We start from the raw sequence: 13,877 nt of genomic DNA on the forward strand, positions 1-13,877 counted from the left end.
ACCCCACCCATGGGTAAAAGCCTACCCCTGAGAGCCCGCCAAAAGTACGCGAAATGCACCACTAACCTTATTGTGGGTGGCTATGTAACACCATTCAGATGGCTACGAGTAAACAGACGTCCAACTCATACGAACATAGTACCACGGGACTCGCACGCTGGGTACAACGGATACACGTGGGGACGGCGCTGAAGGTGTACGCGTTCCTCGTCGGGCTGTACGTCTTCCTCCCGCTCCTCTCCGTCATCGCGTTCTCCTTCAACTCGGGCGGGCTGACGTTCCCGTTCTTGGACCTCACGACGCGGTGGTACGCGGAGTTACTGAGCAGTTCGGAGATGGTGTCGGCCATCGTCCGCTCGCTCCAACTCGCGCTCGTCGTGACCGTCATCACGACCGTCATCGGCACCGCAACAGCGCTGGCGTATCGCCGTGACTTCTGGGGGCAGAAGACGCTCCTCTACCTCCTGCTCGTCGGCATCATCACGCCCGGAATCACGTACGGCGTCGGGGCCACCCTCCTGTTCAACCAGACGCTCGACCTCTCGAAGCAGCTCTGGCTCGCCGTCCCCGTCCACGTCGTCTGGACCGTTCCGTTCGCCGTTATCGTCCTGCTCGCCGGCTTCCCGCCGCATCTCGCGCAGAACGAGCGCGCGGCGAAGATGATGGGTGCCGGACGCATCACTCGCTTCCGTGAGGTGACGCTCCCGCAGATCGCCCCGACTGTCCTCGGTGCCGCCGTCTTCGCCTTCACCCTCTCCTACAACGAGGCGACGCGCGGTCTCCTGCTCATCGGCCAGGACATGACGATGCCGATTCGCATCTTCTCCATCGCGTCCTCGCGGCGCGCGACGCCCGAACTGTTTGCGCTCGGCAGCCTCACCACTATCGTCTCCGTCCTCCTCCTCGCTGGCGCGGGCGCGCTCGTCGTCTACGGCTCGAAGCGCTGATAGCCACTCGTTTCCCTTTACACACCGACCACCCCGATATTTGTTCCATAGAACGACAAAAACATTCATATGGACAGTTATCGACGTAATAGTCGCATGGGATTCACCCTTGATAGGGAGCGGTTAGTGGAGACGATGGTCGAGCAAGCCGAAATCGGCGCCACCGAGAACGGCGGTCTCCATCGGCTCGCGCTCTCTGACGACGACAAGGCGATTCGCGACTGGTTCGACGAGCAACTCACTGACCTCGGACTCGACGTCCGCGTCGACGTGTTCGGAAACATGTTCGCGCGCCGCGAGGGCGCCGACCCGGACGCCGACCCGCTCCTCGTCGGCTCACACCTCGACTCCCAGCCGTACGGCGGCATCTACGACGGCGCGCTCGGCGTCGTCGCTGCCATCGAATTCGTCCGCGAACTCGAGGCACGGGACGTCACGACTGAGCGTCCCGTCGAGATCGTGAACTGGACGAACGAGGAAGGGTCGCGCTTCCAGCCGGCGATGCAGGGGAGCGGCGTCTGGGCGGGCGCGCTCGACATTGAGGAGGAGTACGCGAAGACCGACGAGGACGGCGTGACGCTCGAGGAGGAACTCGAACGCATCGGCTACAAGGGCGACGTTCCGGCCGAGCCCCAGTACGACTACGACGCTTACCTCGAACTCCACATCGAGCAGGGACCGTTCCTCGAGGAGAACGGGAAGGACGTCGGCGTCGTCACCGGCGTCGTCGGCTTCACATGGGGCGCGACCACTTATTACGGCGAAGCCGACCACTCGGGCTCGACGCCGATGCAGTATCGTTCGGACGCGCTCGTCGCCGCCGCCGACGTCATCACGCAGGTGCGGCGCATCCCGAGTACGCTCGGCGACCGGACGGTCGGCACGGTCGGCTACGTTGACGCCGAGCCCAACTCCATCAACATCGTCCCGGGCGAGGTGACGTTCACGTGGGGATTCCGGGATCCGACGCGCGAGGTCATCGACGAGGCGAAGGAGCGCGCCCTCCACGAAATCGAGGCCGCCGCCGAGCGCGAGGGCGTCGACTACGAGTGGGAGGAGCGCATGGATGTCGACCCCGTCCACTTCGCGGAGCGCTGCACGGACGCCGTCGCGGACGCCGCCGACGAACTCGGCTACGACGCGATGGAGGTGTTCAGCGGTGCCGGCCACGACGCGACGTATGCGAATCACGTCTGCGACACCGCGATGGTGTTCGCGGTGAGCGAGGACGGCAAGAGCCACACCGAGGAGGAGTACACGAGCTGGGACGACTGCTACGCTGCGGCGAACACGTACGCACGGGCGGCGCTCACGCTCGCCGGGCGCGCGGACTGACGAACCGAGGTGAGCGCGCGTCGGCTCGAGCGAGCGCCCGGAGCCTTACGGCGACCAGTCCGGTATCTCGCGCTCGATGAACTCGCCGTGGCCGGCGTCGCCGACGACGTCGCCGTCGGCAGCGACGAGTTCGCCACGGACGTACGTCCGCTCGACGCGGCCGGTGACATCGCGGCCCTCGTAGATGGTGAAGTCGGCGATCGACTCGTTGTCCGCCGCCGTGATGGTGTCGGTCGCGTCGGGGTCGAAGACGACGACGTCGGCGTCCGTGCCGGGGTCGAGCGTCCCCTTCTCGGGCATCCCGAACGTCTCTGCAGGCCGCGTGCACATCGCGCGCACGAGGAAGGGGTAGGAGAAGCCGCGCTCGTTGACGGCCTCGTCGTGGAAGACCGGGAGGCTCGTCTGGAGGGCGTTCGCGCCGAAGGTGCTGTCCCACCAGTTCTCGACGTTCTTGCTCTCGCTCGTGTAGCCGCAGTGGTCCGTGGAGACGATGTCGATGGAGCCGTCCGCGAGGTGCTCGAACATCGCCTCGATGTCGTCCGGCTTGCGGATGGGCGGTGCGATCATCGCCTGATTCCCGATGTCGGCGTAGACGGAGTCGTCGAGCGTCGTGTAGTGCGTGCAGGTCTCGGTGCGGACCAGACTCCCGTCGTCGCGGAACGCGTCGAGCACCTCCGCGGACTTCCGACAGGACGTGTGGACGCCGTAGTACTTCGCGCCGGCTTCCTGTGCCATCCGGACGGCGTCCTCGGCGGCCATCGCTTCGGCGTAATCGGGGCGCGACTGCGGGTAGTCCGTCGGGTCGCCGCGACCCTCCGCTTCGAAGCGCTCGGTGAGCATCGTGCAGACGGAGTCGTCCTCCGTGTGGAGCGCCGCGACGGCGTCGAGGTCCGCCAGCTCCTCGAGGGCGCGATGCATGAAGCCGTTCGAGAGCCCGTGGTCGTAGGTGCTGAACATCTTGATGGAGGTGACGCCGTCCGCGACGACGTCCGCGAGCGCGTCGAGGACGGCGGGGTCCTCTTCGGTGATGGCGCCATGGAGCGAGAAGTCGATGAGCGCGTCCTCCCCGCGCTCTCTCGCGGCGGCGATGGCTTCCAGGAGCGTGTCGTCACCGTCGATGACGCCCATATCGCCCCCCCACCGCTGGAAGGCGAAACCGATCATCGTTGTCGTTCCGCCGAGCGCGGCGGCGCGCGACGCGGACTCGTAGGTGTCCGCCGAGAACGGGTCGTGGACGTGGACGTGCGGGTCGACGACGCCCGGCATCACGAGCTTGCCGCTCGCGTCCACCACCTCCTCGGCGTCGGGGAAGGCGTCTGCCTCCCCGACCGCGTGTATCGTCTCGCCGTCGATAGCGACGTCCGCGTCGTAGGTTCCGTCGGCCGTCACGACTGTCCCACCGCGCACGATGGTGTCTATTGTCACATACATGGTGATGCGGGGAGAGTAAATAAAAAATTCGGTGCCAAGATACGATATTGGGGCGTGTTACAGGGGCGAATTCGAGGTATATACTGACGAATGGAGGGTTGTCCGAAGTCAGTTGTCGAGGAGGACGTCCGTGGCGGCGTCGGGGAGGTTCGAGACGACGCCCTCGTCGGGCCGGTGTTCGTCCATCACGAAGCGCGAGGACGTCTGCTCGACGCCCTCGATGGCGATGATGTCGTCGATGACGCCGTTCATCTGGTCGCGGTCCTGCACGCGAACGACGAGGACGAAATCGACGTCGCCCATCGTGTAGTAGACCTGCTCGACGCCGTCGACCGCGCCGAGTTCTTCCGCGAACTCCTCGGAGTACCCGCGCTCGTGGACGACCGACACCTCGGTGAGCGCGACCATGTCGAGGCCGAACGCGAGCGAGTCGAGGTCGGCGGTGATGCCGGTCACGACGCCGCTCTCCTTCAGTTTGTTCAGTCGGTAGTGTACGGCGGACTTCGAGAGGTCCAGCTGCTCGGCGAGCGTCTCGAGGCTCACGTCGAAGTCGCTCTCGATGTACTCGAGGAGTTCGAGGTCCGTCTCGTCGAACTCGACCTCTGCCGTCGGGTTTCCGGACATAGTTTCATCTCACGCTTCAGCTACTTATATCTACGATGTCGGAATGAACGTCGTGCGAAGAGAACGGCACGTACGATGAACGGACGCGGTCGGGGGCCGGGCGGGACGCTCAGTCCATCGCAGCGTCGGAGACGTCGAGCGCGCTGTCGAGGGCGTCGGTGGCCTCGTCGATTTCGGCCTCGGTGATGGTCAGCGGCGGCGCGACGATGAGCGTGTTAATCATGTTCGCGACGTACGTCCCCTCCGCGAAGGCGGCGTCCGCCACCTCGTCGACGACGTTCGACCCCTTCGAGAGCTTGTCCTCGCGCTCGCCGAACGGCACGCGCTCGTCGGCGTCGCGCGTGAGCTCGATGCCGCGGAAGAGGCCGACGCCGCGCGTGTCGCCGACGCTTGGGTGCGCCGCCGCAAGGTCGTCGATCCGCTCGCCGAGGTAGTCGCCCATCTCGCTCGCGTTCTTGACGAGTCCCTCCTGCTCGTAGGTTTCGACGGCGGCGAGCCCGGCGGCGCACGCCACGGGATGCCCGGCGTACGTGTGGCCGTGCGTCAACATGTTGTCCTCGAAGTAATCGGCGATCTCGTCGGTGACGATGGTCGCGCCCAGCGGCTGGTAGGCGCCCGTGAGCCCCTTCGCCATCGTCATGATGTCGGGCGTGACGTCGAAGACGTCGCAGCCGAACCACTCGCCGGTTCGGCCGAAGCCGGACATGACCTCGTCGCAGATGAGGAGCGCGCCGTGCTCGTGGGCGATGTCCTTCAGGCGCGGGAGGTACTCCGCAGGCGGAACGAGAATGCCGTTCGAGCCGACGATCGGTTCAACGAGGACGGCCGCGACGGTGTCGCCTTCGAGCATCAGCATCTCCTCGATGTAGTCGAGGCTCTGCATCGGGTCGAGCGTCGAGCCGTACGCGTACGGGTCCGGGGCCTTGATCGCGCCCGGGATGCCGGGTTCGGCGGCGAGGCGTCGCGGGTCGCCGGTGACGCTGATCGAGCCGTAGGTCGCGCCGTGGTAGGAGCGGTAGCGCGAGACCACCTTGTCCTTGCCCGTGTAGAACTTCGCGATCTTGATGGCGGCTTCGACGGCCTCGGTGCCGCTCGTGGAGAAGAACGTCTTCGAGAGGTCGCCCGGCGTGACGTCCGCGAGTTTCGCGCCGAGCTTCGCGCGCGCCTCCGTCGTGAACCCGGGCGCGAAGTACGCGCCCTCGGTGGCCTGCTCGGCGATGGCGTCCGCGACGCCGTCCGCCGAGTGCCCGAGGTTCGAGCACATCAACTGCCCGGAGAAGTCGATGAACTCGTTCCCCGCCGCGTCCGTGAAGCGCACGCCGTCGCTGTCCGTTATCTGTCGCGGACGCACCGTACTCTGATACGACCACGTCCCGAAGACGTGCTCCTTGTCGAGCCGTTCTACGTCGTTGAGCGTCCGTTCGTGAGACATCGATGCCCACCTCTACCGAGCACACGGTGATTAAATTTTCCCCTATTTGCACCTATTCAGATATTCTGTTCTAATTCAGACTAAGAATGCGGATGTAGTTCTTCTTTCCTCCTACAACATCGAACGCAGTCAAATGAATGTCCGGAACGCTTATGATGGTGGGGTTGGGACACAGAGTTATGCCGGACACGGACTACGAGACGGTGCGGAACTACGTCGACGGGGTGTGGGAACCGGCGTCGGGCGACAGCCACGACGTCGTGAACCCCGCCACTGGCGACGCGCTCACCAGCGTCGGATTCAGCACTCCGAGCGACGTTGACGAGGCGGTGGAAGCGGGCCGAGCCGCCTTCGAGATGTGGCGGGAGACACCCATCGAGGAGCGGATTCAGCCGCTCTTCCGGTTCAAGTCGCTGCTCGAGGAGCACCAAGACGACATCGCTGCAGCCCTCGTCGAGGAGCACGGCAAGACGCTCGCGGAGGCGAAGGGCGAAATCCGTCGCGGCATCGAGAACGTGGAAGTCGCGTGCGGGATGCCACGGTTGATGCAGGCCGGTCACGTGGAGAACGCGGCGCCGGGCATCGACGAGACGGCGGTCCGTCAGCCGCTCGGCGTGTTCGCGGCCATCACCCCGTTCAACTTCCCCGGGATGATCCCACTCTGGTTCCTCCCGTACGCCGTCGCGTCCGGGAACTCGTTCGTCCTCAAGCCGAGCGAGCGCGACCCCATTACCGCGATGCTGCTCTTCGAGCTCATCGAGGAGGCGGGCTTCCCGGACGGCGTCGTCCAGCTCGTGAACGGCGGGGTGGAGACGGTGAACGCGCTTCTCGAGCACGACGGCATCGAGGGCGTCTCCTTCGTCGGGAGCACGCCCGTTGCAGAGACGATTTACGAGAAGGCCGCTGCCCACGGTAAGCGCGTCCAGGCCCAGGGCGGCGCGAAGAACCACGTCGTCGTCACGGAGAGCGCCGACCTCGAGTTCGCCGCCGCGAAAGCCGTCTCCTCCTCCTTCGCCTGCGGCGGGGAGCGCTGTCTCGCGAACGACGTCGTCATCGTTGAGGAGTCCGTCTACGAGGAATTCGTGGACCTCGTGGTCGCCGAAGCCAACTCGCAGGTCGTCGGATACGGGCTCGACGAGGAGACGACCATCGGTGCACTCATCACGCCCGAGCACGAGCAGCGCGTTCGCGACTACGTCGAGACCGGTATCGAGGAGGGCGCGGAACTCGTCGTCGACGGCCGCGACGTCGAGGTCGCGGGCTACGAGGACGGGAACTTCCTCGGCCCCTGCGTCTTCCGCGACGTCACGACCGAGATGACGATTGCACGCGAGGAGGTGTTCGGGCCCGTCCTCGGCCTCACAGCCGCCGAGAGCGTCGACGACGCCATCGACATGCTGAACGAGTCGGCGTTCGGGAACGCGGCGAGCCTGTTCACGGGATGCGGGGCGGACGCGCAGAAGTTCCGCCACCGCGCGGAGGCCGGTAACCTCGCGGTGAACGCGGGGACCGCGGCGCCGATGGCGTTCTTCCACTTCGGGGGGCAGAAGGACTCCTTCTTCGGTGACCTCCACGCCCAGTCCGAGGACGTCGTTCGCTTCTACACGGACGAGACCATCTACATCGAGCGGTGGCCCGACGCGTGAGCCGACCGGTACCGGCGACTCGCTGAGCGCTCGCCCGCCGGACGCGTCCGCACGCCGACTGCGCGCTCTTCCACCGCTCGCGACGCCAGCGAGGAGTCCGATTCCACCCGGTGCGGACGCACAGCGGAACCCGTCTGTCCGGGTCGGCACTCGACTGGATATTCTTCTACTTTAACTCCAATACCACGGATAAAATTCGATGAGTATCCAGAACAGCGCATATATATTCATATTATCTCCCTCGACCTCCTAACCCACGACTGACGCATATATGTTTGTAAACTGCTCGACCGACGGTCGCGTCTCGTCCCGCAGACACGACCCGGTATACCGACATGCGGTTCATCCCGTGTGCGTTGACGCCGGCCATCGTGTTTAGTTAAGCGAGTTCCACCAGACAGCGAAGGCTTGCAACCACGTTTCTGCAGTCTCGGGGATCAACGTGGCTGAAACTATTGCTGAACGAGGAGGTAAGACATTCTATTTCTCGAATTATATCTTCGATAGCGTTCCGATTTCCATGACGAACGGTTTGAAATTGGAGTGCTGCTCGATGGAGTGCAGCCACTAGGTGCTGGGCGTGATCGACGAGAAACACGGCGTTAACGAGACACATCGCGTCTCGTTCGCCAATCAGACCGCAGAGCGTTCTGATGACGTCGGAGACGTCGTGTTTCTCACGAAACTCCCGCAGAAATTGCTGTGTCAATGCCGTCGTAGTCGCCATAAACAGCCGCAGGTGCAGGAATTCGTTTGCGTCTGGACCGACGGCAGCGTACAGCCAGAACTGCTGTCCGGTGATTCGGATCACCGTCTCGTCAAATGCGATGTGATCCGGACTTGCGCCGCTAGCTGGCTGTAGATCGGCTTTCTGCACCCAGCCGTGAACCGTTTTCCGTGAGCGTTCGACGCCGAATCTCTCAATTTATAAGATAGTATTCGAAAGTGGGGGATCTCGACAGCTGAAGTCGAATACAGAGCTCCATCAGCCCGCTCGGTGTCCGCTCTCGCTCCACAAACCCCAAGTCGATCCAGTCACTACGACTGCTGAGGCGGGCGATTTCAGCCATAGACAGCAGAAATCGATCCCGCCTCACTTTTCAGCCTTAACTAAACACGACCACGCCGGCCGACACAACCGTAAAGGGGTCGCCGCGCGTTCGTCCGTTCGGATGCGATTCGAGACGGCGAACGCGAGACCGGCCACGGCACTGTCACGGCGTCGCGCACGGCGAGCGCGACGGATGAGCGCGCACGAGCGTCGCGGGCGGCGGCGGGGTGAACGATGAGCCTCATCGCCGTCGCCGCCGTCGCGCACAGCGACCTCGCGCTGACGCCGACGATACGTGCCGGCGTCGCGGACGAGATTCGCGTCGTCTCGCAGTCCGGCACCGACCCGGAAACCGGGCTCTTCTTCTTCCTCGTGACGGGGACGGACGGCGAGCGCTTCGAGGACGCGCTTCGAGCCGACCACACCGTCCGCGATTGGACGCGCGTCTCGGCGGATGCTGACACCGTCGTCTACCGCATCGCCCACGCGGACGGGACGATACTCCTCTCACCGATGGTCGCGCGACTCGGCGGCCTGATGCTCGAGGCGTGGAGCACCGAGCAGGGATGGGCGGTCCGTCTCCAGTTCCCGGACCGCGAGGTGCTTTCGGAGCTCTGGGAGTACTGCGAGGCCGAGGACATCACCTTCGAGCTACGGCGCGTGTTCCGCCAGGAGGGCTGGACGGACCGCGAGCCGAGCGGACTGACCGACGCGCAGCACGAGGCACTCGTCACCGCCTACGAGTGCGGCTACTTCGAGGAGCCGCGAGAGGCGACGCTGGCCGACCTCGCCGAAATCCTCGGCCGCTCGACGACGGCAGTTAGCGGTCGACTCCGACGCGGTATCGGGACGCTCGTCGCGTCGACGCTCGTCGAGGACGGCGACGGGGAGAAGCCGGGGCGTCCACCATGACACACGCGAGGCGTCCCGTGGACAGCCTCGAACGAATCGGGCGCTCGCGCCACGAGACGGGGTCGTCGCGTTCCCCGGCACGCGAAGGACGTGAGCGCACGACCAAATAAGTCGTGCGCGAATATCGAACCCATATATATGCTCGCGCGCTGCTCCGGAGGACGCGTCCCGCTCACGTGAGCGCGTCCGCAACGGCCGCGCGGAAGGCGTCGGCGGTGATGCGATAGACGTTGTTCCGGTTCTCGTCGCGGCGCCGCCGGACGGACGCGCAGTCCTCGCCGTCGACGCGTATCGTCCACCGACTCGGGTAGCTCGCGTCGTCGCTGACCACGCGAATCTCGCAGTCGTGCTCGGCCTCGAGCTCGTCGACGAGCGCGTGGAGGTACGTTCCATCTGCGAGGCGCGCCGGCTCGTACGCCGGCAGTCCCATCTCCGCGCGGATCTCGTCGTTCCGTCGCCACCACGCCGGTCGCTCACTCGTCATCGCCGTCGCCTACGGACACCGACCACCTAATAGTTGCGCGGCGACCGGATTCGGTAGCGCGGAATCCGTTCGGACGCCGGGTCTTGCGGCCGCTCGAGCCGCTCGCCGCGCTATCGGTCGCTCGACCCGTGGGCGCGTTACACACATAACGGTGTAAGGATCGCTCGTCGAGCGTTCCACGATACGGAATCACTGTCGCCGTTGGCGCTCTCGCCCGCCTACTGCTGTTCGACGGCGTGTACGAGACCGACACCGAATTACTCGACGATCATCCACGACCTACCCGGTCTCTATCGCGGAACAATCAACAAAACGGAGAAAATATTATGTACCTTGTTTTCTGATGTGCGGGTACATGGCACAATCGGCACCGCACGCGTTAGCGGAGACGACCGTCGTCGACACCGACGTCCACATCACGGTCGAGGAGGACGCGCTCGCGCCGTACCTCGACGAGCCGCACCGTTCGAGCATCACGGACTCCCCGCACCCGGTCTTCCCGTCGAGCAGCTGGGACCAGCGCATGGGCGGGAAGATCGACGACCACTTCTCGACGTTCACCGGCCCGGAAGACGTCCGCGAGTTCCAGACGGAGTTCGACATCGACTACCCGATAATCAACACCTTCGAGCCGCTCGGGAAGTTCTCGCAGCCCGACTTCGCGGTGAGCCTCATGCGGGCGTACAACGACCTCCTGCTCGACGTCTTCCTCGACGACTACGACTTCCTCGGCCTCGCCGCCGTCGCGACGCAACGGCCCGAAGCGGCCGCCGACGAAATCGAGCGAATGGCTGCCGAAGACCAAATCGTCGGCGTCTACCTCGGGACGAGCGGCGAGTACCCGCCGCTCGGTGACCCCTCGAACGACCCCATCTATCGCGCCGCCGAGGACAACGACCTCCCGGTCGTCTTCCACGGGAACGGCGACGAGTTCGTGTTCGACTTCCCCCACCACAACAAGGGATTCAACAATTACTTCGAGGTGCAGACACTCGGCCACCCGTGGCAGCAGATGGCGACGATGTCGAGCCTCATCGGTGAGGGCGTCCCCGCGAAGTTCCCGGACCTCGACTTCGTCTTCCTCGAAGCCGGCATCGGCTGGGTGCCGTACATGATGCATCGGATGAACAAAATATACCGGATGCGCCGCAGCGAAGTACCGCTCCTCGAGCAGTCGCCCGAGGAATACCTGCGTGAGCAGTTCTACGTCGGCTCACAGCCGCTCGGTGAGCCGACCGACCCCGAGGAGATGCGGCGGATGATCGAGACGCTCGGCGCCGACATGCTCATGTTCGCGACCGACTACCCGCACTGGGACTTCGACCACCTCGAGGAGTTGGACAAGTACCTCCGACACTACTTCAGCGACGCGGAGCGCCAGAAGATCCTCCACGACACGCCCGTCGAGGCGTTCGGACTCGACGTCTGAGCCATGAGTGAGCACGCAATCGCGACGGCGGACGAACTCGAGGACGGCGAGCGCAAACTCATCGAGGTCGCGGGCCGCGAAATCGCGCTCTTCCGCATTGAGGGTGAGTACCACGCGTACACGAACTGGTGCGCGCATCAGGGTGGGCCGGCCTGCGAGGGCAGCGTCACCGGGACGGCCGCAGCCGACTTCGACCGGGACGACCTCGAAACCTCCCTCGAGTGGTGCAAGGAGGGCGAAGTCCTCAACTGCCCGTGGCACGGCTGGGAGTACGACATCTCGTCCGGCGACTGTCTCTCGAAGGAGGGGACGCGACTCCCCGCGCATCCGGTCCGCGTCGAGGACGAGGAAGTCGTCGTCTCACTCTGAGGACGTCGACACCGCGCGCTTGGCACTCCTTCAGCGCGCGATGAGGGCGACGCCGACGACGGCGAACGCGATGCCGGCGAGCGTCGTCGCGCTCACGTCGTCGCCCGACACCGCGACACCGAGCGCGGCCGCGACGACGAAGTACATCGCGCCGAGCGTCGAGACGACGGCAGTCGGCCCGCTCGCCAGCCCGACGTACATCGCCACCAACCCGACGGCCGCGAACAGCCCCGAGACGGCGGCGAGCGCGCCCCCGTGCGTCGGGACGGCGAGCGGCGCGTCCGAGGCGACGACGTACGCGAGGGCGAGCGGTGCGGCGACGAGGTACGAGATAGCAGCCGCGCTCCGCGGGTCGATAGCGTCCGACGCGGCGTCACCGAAGACCATCCAGAGCCCCCACGCCACCATCGTTATCGTCCCGTAGAAGAGCGCCGAGTTCGCCTTCGAGAGCGTCATCATTTCCTCCCTCTCACGGCCCCGAGAAGAGCGTTCGCGTTCGCATGCGAAGGTGTTCTCGTATTGCGGTATCGACACGGCTGTCCGTCCACTGCGACGCCGCGCGGCACCTCAATATTCAAGTTCGTGGCGACGAAGGCGTGTGTATGGCTCTCAGTCTTCGGCCGACGCCGAGCGAAACGGCGCGTGGATACGCGCTATCGCATCGACACACGCCGACACCGCGGACGCAGGCGGGGGTACGATGAGCGCGCCGTCGAGCGCCGACGACTTCCTCGAGCGCCACCGGGACGCCCGCGCGGACGTCGTCGACGCCACCGACCCGTGGGTCGACGGCGGGCGTCTGGAGCGCGCCGGCGCGGACGCCACGGCGACGCGCGACCCGGCGACCGGCGAGGTGCTCGCGACCGTGCCGGTCTGCGACAGCGGGGCCGTCGAGACCGCCGTCGAGGCCGCGTGGGACGCCTACGACGGCGGCTGGACGGAGACCACGCCTGCGACACGCTCGTCGCGCCTCTTCGAGTGGGCGTCCCGGCTCGACGACCACGCCGAGGAGCTCGCGCGCCTCGAATGCCTCGACACCGGGAAGCCGCTCGCGGACGTCCGCGGCGAGGTTGCGGGCGCGGTAGAGACGCTCGAGTACTACGCCTCCGTGGTGCGCTCGCAGACCGGCGAGCAGATTCCTGCCCACGAGGACGTCCACCTCTACACGCGTCACGAGCCGTACGGCGTCGTCGGGCAGATAATCCCGTGGAACTTCCCGCTCTGGGCGGCGGCGTGGAAGCTCGGGCCCGCGCTCGCCGCCGGCAACTGTGCCGTGCTCAAGCCCGCCGAGGACGCGCCGCTCTCGGTGCTCCGGGCAGCCGAACTCTCCGCGGGCGTCCTCCCGGACGGCGTGCTGAACGTCGTCACCGGGCCGGGGCGACCGACCGGGGAGGCGCTCAGCGGCCATGCGGACGTCCGGAAAGTGTCGTTCACGGGGAGCGTGGACGCCGGGACGCAGGTGATGGAGTCCGCGGCCGCCCACGTCGCGCCGGTGACGCTCGAACTCGGCGGGAAGTCGCCGTTCGTCGTCTTCCCCGACGCGGACCTCGACAAAGCAGTCACAGCCGCCGCCGATGGCGTCTTCTACGGCACGGGCGAGATATGCGACGCCTTCTCGCGCGCGCTCGTCCACGAGGACGTCCGCGAGGAGTTCACGGCGCGCTTCGTCGAGCGCGCGCGGTCCTACGCGCTCGGTGACCCCCTCGCCGAGGGGACGACGATGGGCCCGCTCACGTCCGCCGCGCAACGCGAGCGCGTCCGCGAGTACGTCGAGACCGGCGTCGAGGAGGGTGCGACGCTCCGCGCCGGCGGCGCCGCCCCCGAGGACGCCGCGCTCGCCGACGGCTACTACGTGGAGCCGACGGTGTTCACGGACGTCGAGAACGATATGCGTATCGCGCGCGAGGAAATCTTCGGTCCCGTCCAGACGATTCAGTCCTTCGCGACCTACGAGGAGGCCATCGAGATCGCCAACGACACGCCGTTCGGGCTGGCCGCCGGCGTCGCCACCGAGTCGAGCGACCTCGCGCATCACGCCGCCGCCGACCTCGAGGCGGGTGTCGTCTACGTCAACGAGTACGGCCCGATCCTCCCGGAGGCGCCCTATTCGGGCTTCAAGCGCTCCGGCATCGGCCACGACCTCGGTGAGGACGCGCTCGACCACTACCGGCAGACGAAGAGCGTCTACGTCAACCTCGACGAGCCGACGCTCTGAGG

The 13,877-nt window shown here is 65.8% G+C and carries 12 protein-coding genes and 1 pseudogene; 7 read left to right on the forward strand and 6 right to left on the reverse strand.

Annotation, left to right across the window (positions count from 1 at the left end):
• Window positions 1–176: 176 nt before the first annotated feature.
• A complete protein-coding gene (locus tag EFA46_RS14060; protein ID WP_255494152.1) occupies window positions 177–947 on the forward strand; it encodes an ABC transporter permease in 771 nt (256 codons plus the stop codon).
• 96 nt (window positions 948–1,043) lie between these two features.
• Window positions 1,044–2,282 (forward strand): Zn-dependent hydrolase, encoded by a 1,239-nt coding sequence (locus EFA46_RS14065; protein ID WP_123078595.1) that lies wholly within the window; start codon window positions 1,044–1,046, stop codon window positions 2,280–2,282.
• 45 nt (window positions 2,283–2,327) lie between these two features.
• On the opposite strand, the gene EFA46_RS14070 is transcribed toward EFA46_RS14065, so the two are convergent.
• The 3 genes from EFA46_RS14070 to EFA46_RS14080 all read right to left on the reverse strand — a co-directional run bounded on the left by EFA46_RS14070 (window position 2,328) and on the right by EFA46_RS14080 (window position 5,769).
• Window positions 2,328–3,707, reverse strand: coding sequence for a dihydroorotase family protein (locus EFA46_RS14070; protein WP_123078597.1), 1,380 nt, complete (start codon window positions 3,705–3,707; stop codon window positions 2,328–2,330).
• Window positions 3,708–3,821: 114 nt separating this feature from the next.
• Window positions 3,822–4,337: an Lrp/AsnC family transcriptional regulator gene (locus EFA46_RS14075; RefSeq protein ID WP_123078599.1), complete on the reverse strand. Its 516-nt coding sequence runs from the start codon at window positions 4,335–4,337 to the stop codon at window positions 3,822–3,824.
• A gap of 109 nt (window positions 4,338–4,446) precedes the next feature.
• Complete coding sequence (locus EFA46_RS14080; RefSeq protein ID WP_123078601.1) at window positions 4,447–5,769, reverse strand: aspartate aminotransferase family protein; 1,323 nt, start codon at window positions 5,767–5,769, stop codon at window positions 4,447–4,449.
• Between the two features lie 179 nt (window positions 5,770–5,948).
• Between EFA46_RS14080 and EFA46_RS14085 the strand changes: the two genes are divergently transcribed.
• On the forward strand, window positions 5,949–7,415 hold the full coding sequence (locus EFA46_RS14085) for a CoA-acylating methylmalonate-semialdehyde dehydrogenase (RefSeq protein WP_255494153.1): 1,467 nt from the start codon (window positions 5,949–5,951) through the stop codon (window positions 7,413–7,415).
• A gap of 375 nt (window positions 7,416–7,790) precedes the next feature.
• On the opposite strand, the pseudogene EFA46_RS14090 reads toward EFA46_RS14085, so the two are convergent.
• Window positions 7,791–8,485, reverse strand: a pseudogene (locus EFA46_RS14090) (DDE-type integrase/transposase/recombinase).
• 215 nt (window positions 8,486–8,700) lie between these two features.
• Here EFA46_RS14090 and EFA46_RS14095 point away from each other — a divergent pair.
• Complete coding sequence (locus EFA46_RS14095) at window positions 8,701–9,378, forward strand: helix-turn-helix domain-containing protein (RefSeq protein WP_123078605.1); 678 nt, start codon at window positions 8,701–8,703, stop codon at window positions 9,376–9,378.
• Between the two features lie 172 nt (window positions 9,379–9,550).
• Here EFA46_RS14095 and EFA46_RS14100 read toward each other — a convergent pair whose 3' ends face one another.
• Window positions 9,551–9,862, reverse strand: a complete 312-nt coding sequence (locus tag EFA46_RS14100; RefSeq protein ID WP_123078607.1) for a hypothetical protein — start codon at window positions 9,860–9,862, stop codon at window positions 9,551–9,553.
• A 355-nt stretch (window positions 9,863–10,217) separates the two neighbouring features.
• On the opposite strand from EFA46_RS14100, the gene EFA46_RS14105 reads away from it, so the two are divergent.
• Window positions 10,218–11,291 (forward strand): amidohydrolase family protein, encoded by a 1,074-nt coding sequence (locus EFA46_RS14105; protein WP_123078609.1) that lies wholly within the window; start codon window positions 10,218–10,220, stop codon window positions 11,289–11,291.
• A gap of 3 nt (window positions 11,292–11,294) precedes the next feature.
• Window positions 11,295–11,660 carry a Rieske 2Fe-2S domain-containing protein gene (locus EFA46_RS14110; protein ID WP_123078611.1) on the forward strand — a complete coding sequence of 122 codons (366 nt, stop codon included), beginning with the start codon at window positions 11,295–11,297 and terminating at the stop codon, window positions 11,658–11,660.
• Between the two features lie 30 nt (window positions 11,661–11,690).
• On the opposite strand, the gene EFA46_RS14115 is transcribed toward EFA46_RS14110, so the two are convergent.
• The gene (locus EFA46_RS14115) at window positions 11,691–12,116 is read right to left on the reverse strand and encodes an EamA family transporter (RefSeq protein WP_123078613.1); all 426 of its coding nucleotides are present in this window, start codon (window positions 12,114–12,116) and stop codon (window positions 11,691–11,693) included.
• 244 nt (window positions 12,117–12,360) lie between these two features.
• Between EFA46_RS14115 and EFA46_RS14120 the strand changes: the two genes are divergently transcribed.
• On the forward strand, window positions 12,361–13,875 hold the full coding sequence (locus tag EFA46_RS14120) for an aldehyde dehydrogenase (protein ID WP_123078615.1): 1,515 nt from the start codon (window positions 12,361–12,363) through the stop codon (window positions 13,873–13,875).
• Window positions 13,876–13,877 lie beyond the last annotated feature (2 nt).

It is taken from the genome of Halarchaeum sp. CBA1220 (assembly GCF_003721175.2).
Taxonomy (GTDB): domain Archaea; phylum Halobacteriota; class Halobacteria; order Halobacteriales; family Halobacteriaceae; genus Halarchaeum; species Halarchaeum grantii.